This is a genomic window from Paenibacillus sp. FSL R7-0272 (genome assembly GCF_037969905.1).
Taxonomy (GTDB): domain Bacteria; phylum Bacillota; class Bacilli; order Paenibacillales; family Paenibacillaceae; genus Paenibacillus; species Paenibacillus polysaccharolyticus.
Window position 1 is genome coordinate 4,073,585 of sequence record NZ_CP150221.1, and the last position, 15,618, is coordinate 4,089,202.

A 15,618-nucleotide genomic window follows, 5' to 3' on the forward strand; every position below is an offset into this window, starting at 1 on the left:
TGTAGAAATCCCATAAACAAGTGGTTTTTGTTGTATTATTTATTCGATATTATCGGCTCAAAACGTCCTTATTTTTTTTAGCCGCAACTAAACTGTAATCCTTAATACCCTCAAAATCTTACAGCTCATCACTTCAGCTAACCTTATGCTCAATTCTCAGCTTGTCAGCGACCATCGCGATGAACTCGCTATTCGTCGGTTTCGACTTGCTGATGTTGATTGTGTAGCCGAACAGGTGGCTGATGCTGTCGATGTTGCCGCGTGTCCATGCCACTTCAATGGCGTGACGGATGGCACGTTCGACGCGGGACGGCGTCGTTTTGAACTTTTCGGCAATGGCCGGGTACAACGTTTTGGTGATGGCGCCCAAAATTTCGATATTGTTGTATACCATCGTGATGGCTTCCCGCAAATACTGATATCCTTTAATATGCGCAGGAACTCCGATTTCATGTATGATTGACGTGATGCTGGCATCCAGATTTTTGTGTTTGCCCATCGGTACAACATTAGATTTATTGATATACATGGAGGAAGAAGAACCGCTGCTTGTAGACATTGTCGTTTGCGTGCCCACAAGCTGACGTACCCGATTCGCCAGTACTTCCATGTCAAATGGCTTGAGAATGTAATAGGAAGCTCCGAGTTGCACAGCACGCTGTGTGATGTTTTCCTGGCCGAATGCGGTGAGCATAATTACTTTGGGCTGCGGAGACAGATTCAAGCCGCGCAGGCGTTCCAACACTCCGAGTCCATCCAGATGAGGCATGATAATATCCAGAATTAACACATCCGGTACATCCCGGGTTTGTTCCAGCAATTGCAATACTTCTTCACCGTTGTATGCAATACCGGTCACTTCCATATCTTCCTGTTCGGATATATATTCGGCGAGCAAATTCGTAAATTCACGGTTATCATCGGCCAGCAATACCTCAATTTTTTGCAAAACGGTATCCTCCTTTTATTTAAAACCTCGTATTTTACAATTTCGTACATTTCCTTACACGTTAAATTTTCGACACGCCAAGTGAAATTCCTTCTGTCGAAAATTATTTTTCTTTATTTTTTTTTCTCGATCCTTTATAATAAATATTTTATTTCAGCATACGATATAATATGTTTACTTTCGACAAAAAAACCTTAAAGCTGTTTAACCAGCCTTAAGGTTTTTCGCTTGACCTTTTTTCATCATTACACCAGCATCTTGGAGCATCCATTCAATGAAGCATCCATAACCCGATTTCGGATCATTCACAAAGACATGAGTCACTGCGCCAATAAGCTTGCCATCTTGAACGATCGGGCTACCACTCATTCCTTGAACAATGCCACCTGTCTTATCAATCAGTTTAGGGTCTGTAATACGCAATACCAACCCTTTTGTCGCTGGCTCTGATTGATCGGCAACATGTACAATATCAATGGTGAATCGCTCAACCTGTTGCCCATCGACCACAGTCAAAATTTCAGCAGGTCCCTCCTTCACTTCATGTGAAAAAGCGACAGGTATTCCTTGCGAGTATAAGCTATGTTCCGGATTCTGAGACATCTTACCGAAGATACCAAAAGCCGTATTACGCTCGATGTTTCCTAAAATTTTGCTTTCTTTAAGAAAATGGGCTCTTTTCTCACCAGGATCACCAGTTTCACTTTTGGAGATGGACGTAACATTAGATTGTACAATTTGTCCACTGCCTACAACGATGGAGGTTTGAGTATTCATGTCCGTGATGACATGACCTAACGCCCCATAAACGCCTTGATCAGGTGCATAAAAGGTAAGCGTTCCTACACCCGCTGCCGAGTCTCGAATGTACAATCCCAGTCTCCATGCTTTATCTTCTGCATCATACGCCGGGGTTAACTTGGTTTTAATGGTTTCATTCCCCCGTTTTAGCACAACATCAATACCTTGATTACGTTTACCAGCAAGTTCTACGGCCTCGGATACACCCGATACACCATCCAGACGTTTGCCATCCATATGTGTAATCAAGTCACCTAATTTGATCCCGGCCGCTTCACCTGGTGATTTTTGTTCATCCGGATTAGAACGAACGAGATGATGCCCAACAACCAGGATACCTGCAGATTTAACTTTGACGCCAATCGTTTGACCCCCTGGAACAACACGCAGATCAGGAATTACGTTTACATTAACCGTTTTAACGGGAATTTTCCCCCATAGCTTCAAGGTTAGTTTAGCATGTCCCGTCTGCTGAGGATGAAGATGTAAAGGTTCCTGACGAGTAACCTTAAGCGCAGACTGATGATCCAGTCCAACGATATCCGGCCGATCTACGACAGCGCTTGAAGCGGCTGGTACTGCCAGCCTGACGTCTGCTTGCCTGCCCGCAAAGACCTGCACTTCATCAGGCAGAGAAGCATAACTCTGCATCGGCTGTACAACCTGGCTAAGTACACATAGAAAGAAGGCAAATAAAAGACCTAGCAATTTTTTCCTGAGGGGGGAATTCAATGGCTGTCACACTCCCTTTGCTTCTTTCGCTTGACGAAAGGTGGTCGCCAATTGCGTACCTATAAGATAACCCCGCCCCCAGGCTTTTATTACTGTCAAACATTACGCCAGCCGTCCGTTTCACCCTTTTTTGGCTTCCGCCAGATTCAGCATTTCTTGTGCGTGATGCAGTGTTTTTTCTGTAATTTCCACACCACCGAGCATACGTGCCAATTCTTTCACTCGGCCTTCCTCGGACAGCGATTCCACTTGAGTCATCGTGCGTCCGTCGTAAACATGTTTCTCGATCAAATACTGATGATCCGCCATACAAGCTACTTGTGGCAAGTGTGTTATTGAGAATACTTGACACGTCGAAGACAGACGATGAAGCTTCTCCGCAATGGATTGTGCCGCCCGGCCGCTAACCCCTGTATCCACCTCGTCAAAAATCAATACCGGAATGCGGTCATGACGAGCAAATATGCTCTTCATCGCCAGCATGATTCTGGATAATTCTCCGCCTGAAGCGATTTTACCTAGTGGCCGAAGAGGCTCACCCGGGTTAGGAGAGATCAGAAATTCCGCATTGTCGGCACCTTGGCGGCTGAACCTGATACGGCGTCCATTCCATTCAATGCCCTTTGGATCTTCAGCAGGCACGATCTGAACACGTAGTGACGTTCGTTCCATCTGCAGATCCTTGAGCTCACTTTCGACCTGAGCAGCCAGTTCCTCCGCACATTGTTTACGCACTTTGCTTAGCTCCTCAGCCGATTCCATCACAAGCACAAGCAGTTTGTCACGCTCCGTACGAAGCTTCTCCAAGCGCTCATCTTTGTTCTCCAGCTGGTCGGTCTCATGACTGATCTGTTCATAATAATTCAAAATGAGTTCTACACTATCTCCATATTTGCGTCTTAGTCCAGAGATCAGATTTAATCGTTGCTCAACTTCTTCCAGTCTGCCGGGATTAAATTCGATTCGTTCCCGATAATCCCGCAGTTGAAAGGTGACGTCTTCCAATTGGTAAAAAGCCGACTGCAGTTGCTCCACAATCGGCTGCAATCTTTTGCTGTCATATCCAGAGATATCTTCAATTTGGGATAAAGCAATGCTTATCGCTTCTAATCCGCGTTGTCCACTCAGTAAATCGTATGCACCCGAAACACTGTCCATCATTTTCTCGCTATGGGATAGTTTGACCCGTTCTTCGCCAAGTAATTCATCTTCCCCTTGGGTAAGACCAGCCGCAGCGATTTCTTCCAGTTGAAAACGGTACATATCAAGCAGTTGGTAAGCCCGCTGGCTTGACTCTTGTAGCGCCCGCAATTCCTTCTCAGCTGCTATAAATTTGCTGTAGCGCTCCTGGTATTTAGCTTTGACGGGGCCGATTATATCGGAGCCATACGTATCCAGCAACCCGAGATGACTTTCTGCACGAAGCAGACTCTGATGCTCATGTTGACCGTGAATATTGATCAGTTTCTCGCCCACTTCGCGTAGCATTGTCAAATTCACAAGCTGTCCGTTAATCCGTGATGTACTTTTACCCTGCGTGTTCAATTCACGCCGAATCACCAGATGTTCCTCGGGCTCACAGTGAATACCCAGCTGCTCCAGCGTATTCCACACCGGATGACTAGGCTCCATCTCAAACAGCGCTTCCATCTCTGCTTTGTCACATCCGTACCGAATCAGATCTGCTGAACTCCGTCCTCCCGCGATTAAGCCGAGAGCATCGATGATAATGGATTTACCTGCACCGGTTTCCCCAGACAACACATGAAATCCCGGATGAAAGACCACATCGACTTCTTCCACCACGGCGAGATTGCGAATTGATAATGTAACTAACATCTGCAAAAACACCTCCGGCTGATTTAAGCAATATATCCCATGATGCGCTCAATGACAGTGACGCTGTTGTCTTCTGTACGGCAAATAATAAGGATCGTATCATCTCCACAGATCGTGCCCATCACTTCAGTCCACTCGATATTGTCAAGCAATGCTGCAATGGAGTTCGCTGTTCCCGGCAAACATTTCATCACTACAAGATTGTTGGCGTGATCAATGTGCAGGAAATTATCCACGAGCGCGCGCTTAAGCTTTTGAATCGGATTATAGCGCTGATCGGTTGGCAATGAATATTTATATCGTCCATCATCCATTGGAATTTTGATTAAAAGAAGCTCTTTGATGTCCCGCGATACCGTTGCCTGTGTCACTTGAAAACCCGCTTGTCGCAATGCTTCAACCAGATCATCCTGGGTCTCTATTTCATTTTGGCTAATTATTTCACGAATCTTGATATGTCGTTGTCCTTTCATACATGCCTCCAATTAAAAATGTATTGCAAAGATGCAGTCCTGACCTTTAATGCAATGCTGTATCATGCCATATTTCAAACTTATTATATATTAATCCAGATCCTCTCCATCATACACGTCTTCTTGATAATCCATAAGCCTGATTACCATTATATCGGAATCATCCAGATCTACATAAAGCAATCCTTCACATCCGGGGTACAATAATAAATAGGGAAGAAAGCGATCCCTTATAGCAGGTCCGCTTCGTTCAAGCGGTTGCCTGCGACGGGAAGTTTTGACTAGATACCTTGCATCCTGCCGCTCAGCAACATAATCAATAAACAACCTGCTGTATAAAACGGAATTATCGGCCTCAAAGGCTAAAGGTACTTTCATTTTCCCGCCAATCACGTCGTATCCATTGTCCTCAAGTAAAGTCAGAGCAGGAGAATCTTGAATGTTTTCATTAAGTCTCAACTCGGCAAAGCTTACCGGAATCGGACGATTCAGCCAGCTACGCAGTCCGAGAAACAACCATACGATTAAACAGACAGCAAACACACCAATAACGATTGTGTCATATTGACCCTCCATTACCGCTCACCTCAGTGATATATTCGAGATCGAACACCCGTTTTCCTTTGTCCCAAAATATCTTTCCAGCGAAAAGAAACCCATCCTATGATGAGTTTCCCGTAAAAGTATGAGCGGCTTCTTTGGCGACCTGCTCTGCAAGTGCATCAAGTGAAGCCTCGTCGTTCTCTGGTTGTGCGGCCTCTGGTGCTTCCAGACGCCAGTGTGCGAGAAATTCGATATTCCCCTCCCCACCCGTAATCGGTGAGAAGGTCAGGCCTTTTAGGTTTAATCCAAGTTGACTGGCAAAATGAAGCATGGTCTGCAATACATCCTTGTGCACCTTCGGGTCTCGGACAACACCTGATTTACCCACTTTATCTCGTCCCGCCTCAAACTGTGGTTTAATCAGAGCCACAATATCCGCAGGCCGCTGCAACAGAGCCAGAAGCGGCGGAAGTATAATTCGCAAGGAAATAAAGGATACGTCAATGCTTGCAAAGTTTGGCACAGGTCCACTCAGATCTTCAGGCGTGACGTAACGGAAATTCGTACGTTCCATCACGGTGACCCGCTCATCATTACGCAGTGACCAGTCCAGTTGATTATACCCCACATCAATGGCGTATACATGGGATGCGCCATGTTGAAGAGCACAATCCGTAAAACCACCAGTGGATGAACCGATATCCAACATGACAAGATCATTCATATTCAGGTTGAAATGACGAATCGCTTTTTCAAGCTTTAGTCCACCTCTGCCTACATAAGGATGCACTGAACCTTTTACCTTCAGTTGAGCATCCCTTGGAATTTTCATGCCTGCTTTTTCAATCGGTTCATTATTGGCATACACAAGTCCAGCCATAATCGCAGCTTTTGCCTTCTCACGGCTTTCGTAATAGCCCTGTTCCACCAGCAGCACATCGATTCGTTCTTTCGGGAGTGACATGTCTTTCTCCTATCCGCTAATCATTCTAATGTTAGGAAGGGAAACGTGTTTTGGACATTCCGTATGAAGATTGAACGGCCATTTTACGCAATTCGGCACTTACATTCTCCACCGTAAGACCAACCTCTTCACGTTGTTCCTTGATGCTGCCATGTTCGATAAATCGATCAGGAATGCCCATCAGATGCACATGAACATCATGTATACCTTGTTCAGCATAGAATTCCAACACCGCACTTCCCATGCTGCCTGCCTGCGAGGTTTCTTCGAGCACAATCAGCTTTGTTCCACGGACAGCCAGATCACGAAGCATCTGTTCATCCAATGGTTTGAGGAAACGAGCATTGATAACTCCAGTATTTATCCCTTCCCGTTTCACCGTATCTGCTACTTCTTCAGCCAGCTGAACCATAGAACCCGAGGCGATAATCGCGTATCCTTCACCTGGACGTAGCTGTTCCCAGGAACCAATTGGAATCGGAACTAACACATCGTCCATTGGTACGCCAACCACATTGTTACGCGGGTAACGATACGCAATCGGACCTTCGTTATAATCTAGCGCCGTTTTCATCATATGGCGCAGTTCATTCTCATCTTTTGGCATCATAAGTACGATATTCGGAATGTGACGCATAAACGCAACATCGTATACTCCCTGATGTGTCTCACCGTCAGGTCCAACAAATCCAGCACGGTCAATTGCAAATATAACATTTGCATTGTGACGACAGATGTCGTGAACGATCTGATCATATGCACGTTGCATGAACGTAGAGTATACCGCATAAACCGGTTTTAACCCTTCCATGGCCAGTGCCGCACACATCGTAGCTGCATGCTGTTCTGCGATCCCCACATCAATCATGCGATCCGGAAACTCTTTGCTGAAAGGAATTAGACCTGAACCTGTAGGCATTGCAGGGGTAACCGCAACGATACGTTTATCCTCTTTCGCTAGTTCAACGAGCGTCTGACCGAATACTTCGGTGTACATCGGTTTTCCAACGGCTTTGAGCACTTGACCTGATTCAATTTTATATGGCGAAATTCCGTGCCACTTATGCGAATCCGCCTCGGCAGGCTGATAACCTTTGCCTTTGGTTGTAAGCACATGGACCATTACAGGACCATCCACATTGTCAGCCTGTTTGAAAGCCTCAATCAGTTGCGGGATGTCATGCCCGTCAATCGGGCCCAAATAAGTGAAACCCAGTTCTTCAAAAAGAACACCAGGAACCATCATATATTTGACACTATCCTTAATCCAGCTCGCCGATTTCGCCAGACGATCACCAATGGCCGGAATTTTTTTGAGAATACCTTCCACATCATCTTTAGCTTTCAAGTAATGACGATCTGAACGAATTTTACTCAAGTATTTATGCATGGCTCCCACATTGGGTGCGATAGACATCTCATTATCATTGAGAATAACCATCAGCTTACGCTGTTCATGTCCGATATGGTTCAGTGCTTCAAACGCCATACCGCCTGTAAGCGCTCCGTCTCCAATGATGGCGATAACCTGATTATCCTCACCTTTCAGATCACGAGCCATAGCCATACCCATGGCAGCAGACAATGAAGTACTACTGTGTCCGGCTTCCCATACATCGTGTTCACTTTCGTTCCGTTTGACAAATCCGCATAATCCGTTCTGTTGACGCAACGTATCAAAGCGATCCATCCGCCCCGTCAAAACTTTATGCACATAAGCCTGGTGTCCCACATCAAAAATCATTTTATCCGTTGGACTGTTGTAGCAGTAGTGCAGGGCCACGGTGAGCTCAACCACTCCTAAGTTCGGTGCAAGATGCCCGCCTGTAGCAGACAGCTTCTCAATCAGAAACTGGCGGATCTCTGCCGACAAAAGGACAAGATCATCCTGGGACATCACCTTTAGATCACTGGGTTGTTTAATTTGTGGAAGCAGCACGAGAATCTCCCCGCTTTCCTAGAATGTTGTTGTTTATTAGATATATATCATTTATTGAGTGTAATGGATTGAATAACATTGAATCATTATACCATAAATGAACAAAAATCATAATTTACAGCCCGCTTCAGCCGATCAAGAGTCGTTCGCTTACGATTCATATCCGAAGCTCTATAATTATGTATTCTCCAATCATTGAAAGAAGCTTTCGTTTCGTTTATTGGCATAAAGAAGCCATTACTATCATTACACTGTTCATTTCACATTGAATCAGCTGCCTAAGTTAAATGTTAATGGTCACGGCTCATCAGATAATCGGCAATCTCCATTAACCTTGAAGCATCCGGCAATTGCGCTCGTTCAAGTGCATCTTTAGCGGATTGTGTGAGGGATTTCACTTCTGCAACGGAAGCTTCCATTCCGATAAAGTACGGATAAGTTACCTTCTGCTGATTCACGTCACTTTGCGTTTTTTTTCCCATCTTCTGCTCGTCACCCGTCAGGTCTAAAATGTCATCCTGAATCTGGAATGCGAGTCCTAAATCCCGCCCAAATACACTCAGCGCCTCCAACTGTCCTTCTGTAGCCCCGCCGATGCGAGCACCTGCAAGGAGGGAGAAGACAATCAGATCACCTGTTTTATGCAGATGAATATATTGAAGCTGAGATAAATCAGTCAACCCTTGCTCGCCTTCCATATCAGCAACCTGGCCACCAACCATGCCTCTGGCTCCTGCAAGTTCAGCTAAATCCTGAACAATAGCTAACAGAGCATCAGCATTCACTCCGCTTTGACGTCCTGTCTGAACAATGCTGTAGAAAGCGTGGGTCAGCAGTGCATCTCCCGCAAGAATGGCTGTCGCTTCGCCATATACTTTGTGATTCGTTAATTTTCCCCTACGATAATCATCATTATCCATCGCAGGCAAGTCGTCGTGGATCAACGAATACGTATGAACCATCTCCACGGCGCAGGCTACCGGCATCGCAGCTGTACGCTCCGCGCCGAAGGCTTCCGCCGCAGCAACGACCAGAAGTGGACGAAGGCGTTTCCCTCCAGCCATTAATGAATACTGCATCGATTCCGTGAGCGAACGAGGTACATCCCAATGCTCGGGAAGGGTGTGTTTCAGCGCTTCCGTAACATCTCCAGTTACTTCCTGAAGATACGCTTCGAATGAAAGACGGTTACTCATTGATCTCACCGCTCTCCTCGTCAGCCGTGCCAAAAGGCTTCTTGCGAAGCTCCCCATCTTCTTCTACGATCATCTCGATCTTACGTTCCACTTGTTCCAGCTTCAGGCCACATAACTGGGAAAGTTTCATTCCGCGCTGAAACAAATCAATCGCTTGCTCCAGAGGAACATCCCCATGCTCCAGCTGACCTACGATGTCTTCTAATGCCGCCATTGCCTCTTCAAAATTCAGTTCCGGTTCATTCGCCATGGATGTTGTTGTCCTCCTTCATTCCCCAGACCTGACAGTCCAGCTGTCCGTCCGCTAATTTGATCTTCACCGAGTCGCCCGGCTGTACATCATTTATGGATTTAATCAATTGCTGTTCCTGCTCATCGTAGACAAGACTATAACCACGTGACATTACCTTCAGCGGACTGAGTGCATCCAGATGCCTTACCAGTGACTTCCACTCTTGTTGCTTGCTACGTGTAATTGATCTCATCGCAAGTTCAAGTTGCTTACGAGCGGCTGCATTATCCCGGCGTGCTGTATTCACTTGTTCCCGAGGATTAAACCGCTGTAAAGCTGTCCGCAACCGTTCTTGTTTTTCTCCCGTCCATTTCATTCGTGTATCCACACTTCGTTGCAAGCGTTGATGTAACATATCCAGACGTTCTGTATGCTGCATCAACGTTCTGCGCGGATGCACCAGTACGGGGGAGCGCTGAAGACGAGTTAGGCGTTCACGATGATATACGGCACGTTGCTTCAGACTGTTCTGTAACTGGCGCTGTCTTCGTGCAATCTGTTCCATCAGCTCTGCACGATTCGGCACAGCAAGTTCCGCTGCCGCTGTTGGTGTCGCAGCACGTAAATCGGAAGCAAAGTCTGCAATCGTAAAGTCCGTTTCATGACCAACCGCAGAGATCACTGGAATGGTTGAAGCTGCTATGGCTCGAGCTACAATTTCTTCATTAAAAGCCCACAGTTCTTCGAGTGATCCACCGCCCCGTCCTACAATAAGCACATCTGCTTCAGCCATATGGTTAAAGTTGTTTATTGCCTTGACGATGGATGGTGCAGCCCCTTTGCCTTGAACAAGCACCGGGTACAATACAACTTTAGCCGATGGATACCTTCGTTGCAGTGTGATTATAATGTCACGAACAGCCGCTCCTGTAGGAGATGTTACAACACCAATCGTTTGTGGATAACTTGGGATGGGTCTTTTGCGAGCAGGAGAGAACAATCCTTCGTCCTCCAGTTTCTTTTTCAGCTGCTCATAAGCCAGATATAGACTGCCTATACCATCTGGCTGCATATGTGTCGCATAAAATTGATACTGCCCGTCGCGTTCATATACCGAAACGTTACCACGCGCAATAACCCTTGCACCCTCCTTCGGTACAAAGGGTAAACGCTGATTATGCGATGCAAACATGATGGATTTAATCCGACTGTCCTTGTCCTTTAACGTAAAATACATGTGGCCGCTGGAGTGATGCGTGAAATTGGATATCTCTCCGCGCAGCCAGACGTCCGACAGAACCTGATCCGATTCCAGTTTCATCCGGATATATCTGTTCAGGTCTTTAATAGAGTAAATTTTTTGCTCTGCCACAGACAGTTACCTAGGCCAATCCGTGAGCGCGTTTTGCCGCGATCAGAGTGTTCTGCATCAGCATGGTGATCGTCATTGGACCCACGCCGCCGGGAACAGGTGTAATTGGGCCAGAGACTTCTTTTACACTTTCAAAATCTACATCCCCTGCGAGTTTTCCGTTATCCAAACGATTCATGCCGACATCGATCACAACAGCGCCTGGTTTAACATAATCGGCATCCACAAAATTGGCACGACCGATCGCTACGACCAGAATATCCGCTTGACGTGTAATTTCTTTCATATTAGCCGTACGGGAATGACACATCGTTACGGTTGCATTTTCACGTTGCAATAACAAGGACACCGGTTTACCTACAATGTTACTACGACCGATAACGACAGCGTGTTTACCGGACATTTCCAGACCCGTGCGTTTAATTAATTCAATGACACCTGCAGGTGTACATGGCAGCAAGCTGTCATCACCGATAACCAGATTCCCCACATTCACTGGGTGGAATCCATCTACGTCTTTATCTACAGCAATCGCATCGATTACCGCTTTCTCTTCAATGTGGCTCGGCAGTGGAAGCTGCACAAGAATACCATTGATGGACTTCTGATTGTTCAGCTTGTCCACGAGAGCTAGCAAATCCGCTTGCGATGTACTTGCATCCAACCGATGTACTTCAGAGTAAAAGCCGAGGTCATGACATGCTTTTTCCTTATTACGCACATAAACTTGAGAAGCCGGATCTTCCCCCACGAGCACAACAGCCAGACCCGGTACTACTCCCTGTTCGCTTAGTTGTTTTACTTCTGCGGTCATGCTTGCGCGGAGCTCTTGGGATACTTCTTTACCGTTAATAATAGATGCTGTCATTGTACTCTCTCCCTTATATGAACATATATTAGATAAAACGATCTAGATACATCCTTACAGAAAAGCTGGCTTGTCTAATCTACTCCATCAGAATGTTCCCTCAGGATAATTTTTGCTTGATGCTATCCACTTCCTGAATCATGCGGCCAAGAACACCATTGACGAACTTGCCTGATTCATCTGTACCAAAGTACTTCGACAGTTCAATCGCTTCGTTGACAGAAACTTTTGCTGGTACATCATCACGGAATACCATCTCATAGGTGGACAAGCGCAAAATTTGGCGGTCTACACGAGACAATCGGCTTAGTTGCCAGCCTTTCAAATAATCCACAAGCAAACCATCAATCGCTTCCTTATGCCCCCACGCACCTTGAACCATTTCGGTAACATAGCTGCGCATTTTTTCTTCATCACGGATTTCAACTTCCGTTTCATTTTCCTCAGCCGCTTCGTTAATCAGCATATTCACCGCTTCAGACGCGCTTACTTCATTCATTTCCATTTGATACAGACTCTGTACTGCAATTTCCCTTGCCAAACGTCTTTTCATGTCCTGCCTCCTGCAGCGCTCGATCCCGAGCGTCATCATGCTTATTTTAAAATTCAAGAAACCACTTCATTACCCTATACAGGATACCCATGGATATTGCGATCTCTTTTCACAAAAAAACCTGCGACACGTTTCCTCCAAAAATCGGGCAACTCAAACTACAGTTCTATTTTCGGAAGAAACATATTGCAGGGTTCTGATAGGCTTATTTGAACGGACGCCAGCGATCTCCAAGCCATTGTCGTAACTCTCCCCAAGGGATGAACGAGCCTAGCTTCTCATCGCTTCGTCTGCCAAATGTATACCCGATGAACACCAAAAGTGCAAAGAACAACATATCCCAAAAACCGATCCAAACATAAAGAAATCCTAATAAAATACCAAAGGCAACGCCTAGAATACGTCCCTTGTAGCTATCCCAAAGCTCTTTCCACAACATCAGTGAAACTCACCTCATTCCACGCGACTCTTGTAGTTAGGCGACTGGGTCACATTAGCGATATATACGGTTACAAAAGAAACAGGAATTCCTGTAATCTCTTGCACATGATCATGTATCGCCTTTTGCAGATCCGTAGTCAGCGCCGGAATAGGTGTCTCCCCATCCACAACAGCCCGAATCTTAATCTCCAGTCCTGACTCCACCACACGGATGCGCGCTTTGACGTCACGTACTCCACGAAAACGGGAAGTAGCCTTCAAACAGAGATTTTCAATTGTCTCCATTGAAATCTGAACATCCCCGAACTCGGTACGTTGATCCACAGAAGGTAACGAGCCACGCTCGCGGCGAATCGAGATGTAGAAAAAACGTAAACTCAGGACAAACAAAATCGCTGCCGCGACAATTGACGCAACAATAACATTTTGTTCCTGCTGGTAATTCAATTCGTATGGCAGCACACCGCTAATCAGTAAGATGACCGCTGCCGATATTGCTCCTACGCTTATGCTGTATATAAACAACAGAAGCCGATCCAGTATTTTAGCCACGAACTGCACAGCCTCCCTTGCTCACTCACATTGCTTAACTGCTGAAAAGCTTAACGTTGATCACCTTGTCCGTCTCAAGTGCATAACGAAAGACCCGTCCAAGACGGGATAACCCCCGACAGAAGTGCCGGGGGAAATCTGTCTTATTATTTTACACGTTGCGTGTTCAGGTCGATCTCTTCCACCTTTTCAGCACTCTTGAACTGAACGTCATGAATATGAACATTCACTTCATTTACGTTCAATCCTGTCATGTTTTCAATAGAGCGCTTCACGTTTTGTTGGATTTCAGTAGCAACCTGCGGCAAACGGTATCCATATTCAATAATAACGGAAACATCCACTGCAGCTTCGCGTTGACCTACTTCAACCTTAACTCCTTTTGAAAGGTTTTTGCGGCCGAGCAATTCCGCGAATCCACCTGCGAATCCACCGCTCATCCCAGCTACTCCTTTAACTTCCACAGTTGCAAGTCCAGCAATCACTTCGATAACTTCAGGTGCGATCTGGATTTCACCGATATCCGTGCGTTCAAATTCTGTCGGTAGTGTACTCATAAATGTTCAACACACCTTTCGCGAGATAAGTTTGCGGCCATCCGTCAGGGTGCCGGTTCATTTTCACAACACTCAGAACCCTTCCGGTCCGGCTTTACCGGAGCTCCTGCAACCATCCGCTAGAAGGCGGGCTTATCCGATGCAGGAGACATGCGCTCTTATTATTACATACTATATCATTTGGGCTAGATTATGACAAACAAGTCCAATATGACTGTTAAATCTCGTTTTCCTCGAGAAATTTAATATCAAAATCTCCGCGAATAAACGTTGGATGCTCCAGAAGTTTCTGATGGAAAGGAATCGTTGTTGAGATGCCTTCAATCGCGAATTCTGCCAAAGCACGCTTCATTTTGGCGATCGCTTCATCACGAGTTGCGCCCCAAACGATCAATTTTGCAATCATGGAGTCATAGAATGGTGAGATTGTGTAACCAGGATACGCTGCGCTGTCCACCCGAACTCCAGGGCCACCCGGTGCAAGGTAAAAACCAATCTTGCCTGGTGCAGGCATAAAGTTACGGTCAGGATCTTCAGCGTTGATTCGGCATTCAATGGACCATCCGTTAATAACCACATCTTCCTGACGGAAAGATAACGGATTACCTTCGGCAACAGAGATCATTTCACGGATCAGATCGACACCCGTTACCATCTCGGTAACCGGATGTTCAACCTGAATACGAGTATTCATCTCCATAAAGTAGAACTCCCCGTTTGGACTTAGAAGGAATTCCAGTGTACCGGCTCCGGAGTAATTCACCGCAAGTGCAGCTCGCACAGCAGCTTCTCCCATGAGCGTACGGACTTCCTCGTTGATCACAGGACACGGTGCTTCCTCAACAAGCTTCTGACGACGGCGCTGAACCGAACAATCACGCTCGCCAAGATGCACGGCATTGCCGTGTTTGTCAGCCATAATCTGAATTTCAACGTGCTTCATGCCTGTCAGGAATTTCTCCAGATACACACCGGCGTTCCCGAATGCTTTCTGAGCTTCCTGCTGTGCAGCCGTGATTTGTTTTACCAATTGCTCTTCGTTTTCAGCGATCCGAATCCCTTTACCCCCACCACCAGCGGTAGCTTTGATAATGACAGGATACCCGATATCACGTCCAATCATAATCGCTTCTTCGGTAGTTTCTACAAGGCCGTCTGATCCAGGAATAACAGGTACGCCTGCATCCTTCATCGTCTGTTTCGCTACAGCCTTGTCACCCATCTTGGTAATAGCTTCCGGTGAAGGACCAATGAATGTAATGTTGCAGGAATCACAGATTTCCGCAAAATCAGCATTCTCGGCCAAGAAACCGTATCCAGGGTGGATGGCGTCACATTCCGTCAAAGTAGCTACACTCATCAGGTTAGTAAAGTTAAGATAACTGTCTTTAGACAGTGTTGGTCCGATACAGTAGGCCTCGTCTGCAAGACGGACATGCAAGGAATCTTTGTCCGCTTCCGAGTAAACAGCCACTGTCGAAATGCCAAGCTCGCGGCAGGCACGAATAATGCGCACAGCAATCTCACCACGATTGGCAATCAATATTTTATGGAATTTCATTTCGTCTTTGTCCTCCTTCGAAGCTCATGCGGCTGCTATAAACCTG

Annotated in this window: 16 protein-coding genes; all 16 read right to left on the reverse strand. The window is 46.2% G+C overall.

All coding sequences use genetic code 11. The features are described 5' to 3' along the window. Positions 1–133: 133 nt before the first annotated feature. Entirely contained in the window at positions 134–949 is an 816-nt protein-coding gene (gene spo0A / locus MKY23_RS18075; protein WP_090922491.1) for a sporulation transcription factor Spo0A, read from the reverse strand. Between the two features lie 204 nt (positions 950–1,153). Next, positions 1,154–2,482, reverse strand: a complete 1,329-nt coding sequence (gene spoIVB / locus MKY23_RS18080) for a SpoIVB peptidase (protein ID WP_090922493.1) — start codon at positions 2,480–2,482, stop codon at positions 1,154–1,156. Positions 2,483–2,602: 120 nt separating this feature from the next. Beyond that, positions 2,603–4,321, reverse strand: a complete 1,719-nt coding sequence (gene recN, locus MKY23_RS18085) for a DNA repair protein RecN (RefSeq protein ID WP_090922495.1) — start codon at positions 4,319–4,321, stop codon at positions 2,603–2,605. Positions 4,322–4,344: 23 nt separating this feature from the next. Continuing rightward, positions 4,345–4,794, reverse strand: a complete 450-nt coding sequence (argR, locus tag MKY23_RS18090; RefSeq protein ID WP_221788527.1) for a transcriptional regulator ArgR — start codon at positions 4,792–4,794, stop codon at positions 4,345–4,347. Positions 4,795–4,884: 90 nt separating this feature from the next. Next, positions 4,885–5,370: a hypothetical protein gene (locus MKY23_RS18095; RefSeq protein ID WP_154983699.1), complete on the reverse strand. Its 486-nt coding sequence runs from the start codon at positions 5,368–5,370 to the stop codon at positions 4,885–4,887. A gap of 85 nt (positions 5,371–5,455) precedes the next feature. Beyond that, positions 5,456–6,301, reverse strand: coding sequence for a TlyA family RNA methyltransferase (locus MKY23_RS18100; RefSeq protein ID WP_154957657.1), 846 nt, complete (start codon positions 6,299–6,301; stop codon positions 5,456–5,458). A gap of 31 nt (positions 6,302–6,332) precedes the next feature. Then, positions 6,333–8,240, reverse strand: a complete 1,908-nt coding sequence (dxs, locus tag MKY23_RS18105; RefSeq protein WP_154888452.1) for a 1-deoxy-D-xylulose-5-phosphate synthase — start codon at positions 8,238–8,240, stop codon at positions 6,333–6,335. Positions 8,241–8,530: 290 nt separating this feature from the next. Continuing rightward, a complete protein-coding gene (locus tag MKY23_RS18110) occupies positions 8,531–9,436 on the reverse strand; it encodes a polyprenyl synthetase family protein (protein WP_090922505.1) in 906 nt (301 codons plus the stop codon). Next, the gene (xseB, locus tag MKY23_RS18115; protein WP_090922507.1) at positions 9,429–9,686 is read right to left on the reverse strand and encodes an exodeoxyribonuclease VII small subunit; all 258 of its coding nucleotides are present in this window, start codon (positions 9,684–9,686) and stop codon (positions 9,429–9,431) included. The genes MKY23_RS18110 and xseB overlap by 8 nt, the downstream gene beginning before the upstream one ends. Beyond that, positions 9,676–11,040, reverse strand: coding sequence for an exodeoxyribonuclease VII large subunit (gene xseA / locus MKY23_RS18120; protein ID WP_339831267.1), 1,365 nt, complete (start codon positions 11,038–11,040; stop codon positions 9,676–9,678). The genes xseB and xseA overlap by 11 nt, the downstream gene beginning before the upstream one ends. A 10-nt stretch (positions 11,041–11,050) precedes the next feature. Further along, on the reverse strand, positions 11,051–11,908 hold the full coding sequence (folD, locus tag MKY23_RS18125; protein WP_090922511.1) for a bifunctional methylenetetrahydrofolate dehydrogenase/methenyltetrahydrofolate cyclohydrolase FolD: 858 nt from the start codon (positions 11,906–11,908) through the stop codon (positions 11,051–11,053). A 100-nt stretch (positions 11,909–12,008) separates the two neighbouring features. Further along, positions 12,009–12,461, reverse strand: coding sequence for a transcription antitermination factor NusB (nusB, locus tag MKY23_RS18130; RefSeq protein ID WP_154888448.1), 453 nt, complete (start codon positions 12,459–12,461; stop codon positions 12,009–12,011). Between the two features lie 205 nt (positions 12,462–12,666). Beyond that, positions 12,667–12,900: a DUF2273 domain-containing protein gene (locus MKY23_RS18135; protein ID WP_090922515.1), complete on the reverse strand. Its 234-nt coding sequence runs from the start codon at positions 12,898–12,900 to the stop codon at positions 12,667–12,669. A 14-nt stretch (positions 12,901–12,914) separates the two neighbouring features. Continuing rightward, positions 12,915–13,454: an alkaline shock response membrane anchor protein AmaP gene (gene amaP / locus MKY23_RS18140; RefSeq protein WP_090922517.1), complete on the reverse strand. Its 540-nt coding sequence runs from the start codon at positions 13,452–13,454 to the stop codon at positions 12,915–12,917. Between the two features lie 146 nt (positions 13,455–13,600). Next, positions 13,601–14,011: an Asp23/Gls24 family envelope stress response protein gene (locus MKY23_RS18145; protein WP_090922519.1), complete on the reverse strand. Its 411-nt coding sequence runs from the start codon at positions 14,009–14,011 to the stop codon at positions 13,601–13,603. Between the two features lie 217 nt (positions 14,012–14,228). Continuing rightward, positions 14,229–15,572: an acetyl-CoA carboxylase biotin carboxylase subunit gene (accC, locus tag MKY23_RS18150; protein WP_090922521.1), complete on the reverse strand. Its 1,344-nt coding sequence runs from the start codon at positions 15,570–15,572 to the stop codon at positions 14,229–14,231. Positions 15,573–15,618 lie beyond the last annotated feature (46 nt).

What these genes read in the sequence shown, in the direction of transcription:
- xseB (WP_090922507.1), bottom strand. Translation starts at nt 9,686, where the DNA reads ATGGCGAATGAACCGGAACTGAATTTTGAAGAGGCAATGGCGGCATTA.
- nusB (WP_154888448.1), bottom strand. Translation starts at nt 12,461, where the DNA reads ATGAAAAGACGTTTGGCAAGGGAAATTGCAGTACAGAGTCTGTATCAA.
- accC (WP_090922521.1), bottom strand. Translation starts at nt 15,572, where the DNA reads ATGAAATTCCATAAAATATTGATTGCCAATCGTGGTGAGATTGCTGTG.
- MKY23_RS18110 (WP_090922505.1), bottom strand. Translation starts at nt 9,436, where the DNA reads ATGAGTAACCGTCTTTCATTCGAAGCGTATCTTCAGGAAGTAACTGGA.
- MKY23_RS18100 (WP_154957657.1), bottom strand. Translation starts at nt 6,301, where the DNA reads ATGTCACTCCCGAAAGAACGAATCGATGTGCTGCTGGTGGAACAGGGC.
- MKY23_RS18135 (WP_090922515.1), bottom strand. Translation starts at nt 12,900, where the DNA reads ATGTTGTGGAAAGAGCTTTGGGATAGCTACAAGGGACGTATTCTAGGC.
- argR (WP_221788527.1), bottom strand. Translation starts at nt 4,794, where the DNA reads ATGAAAGGACAACGACATATCAAGATTCGTGAAATAATTAGCCAAAAT.
- MKY23_RS18145 (WP_090922519.1), bottom strand. Translation starts at nt 14,011, where the DNA reads ATGAGTACACTACCGACAGAATTTGAACGCACGGATATCGGTGAAATC.
- folD (WP_090922511.1), bottom strand. Translation starts at nt 11,908, where the DNA reads ATGACAGCATCTATTATTAACGGTAAAGAAGTATCCCAAGAGCTCCGC.
- recN (WP_090922495.1), bottom strand. Translation starts at nt 4,321, where the DNA reads ATGTTAGTTACATTATCAATTCGCAATCTCGCCGTGGTGGAAGAAGTC.
- MKY23_RS18095 (WP_154983699.1), bottom strand. Translation starts at nt 5,370, where the DNA reads ATGGAGGGTCAATATGACACAATCGTTATTGGTGTGTTTGCTGTCTGT.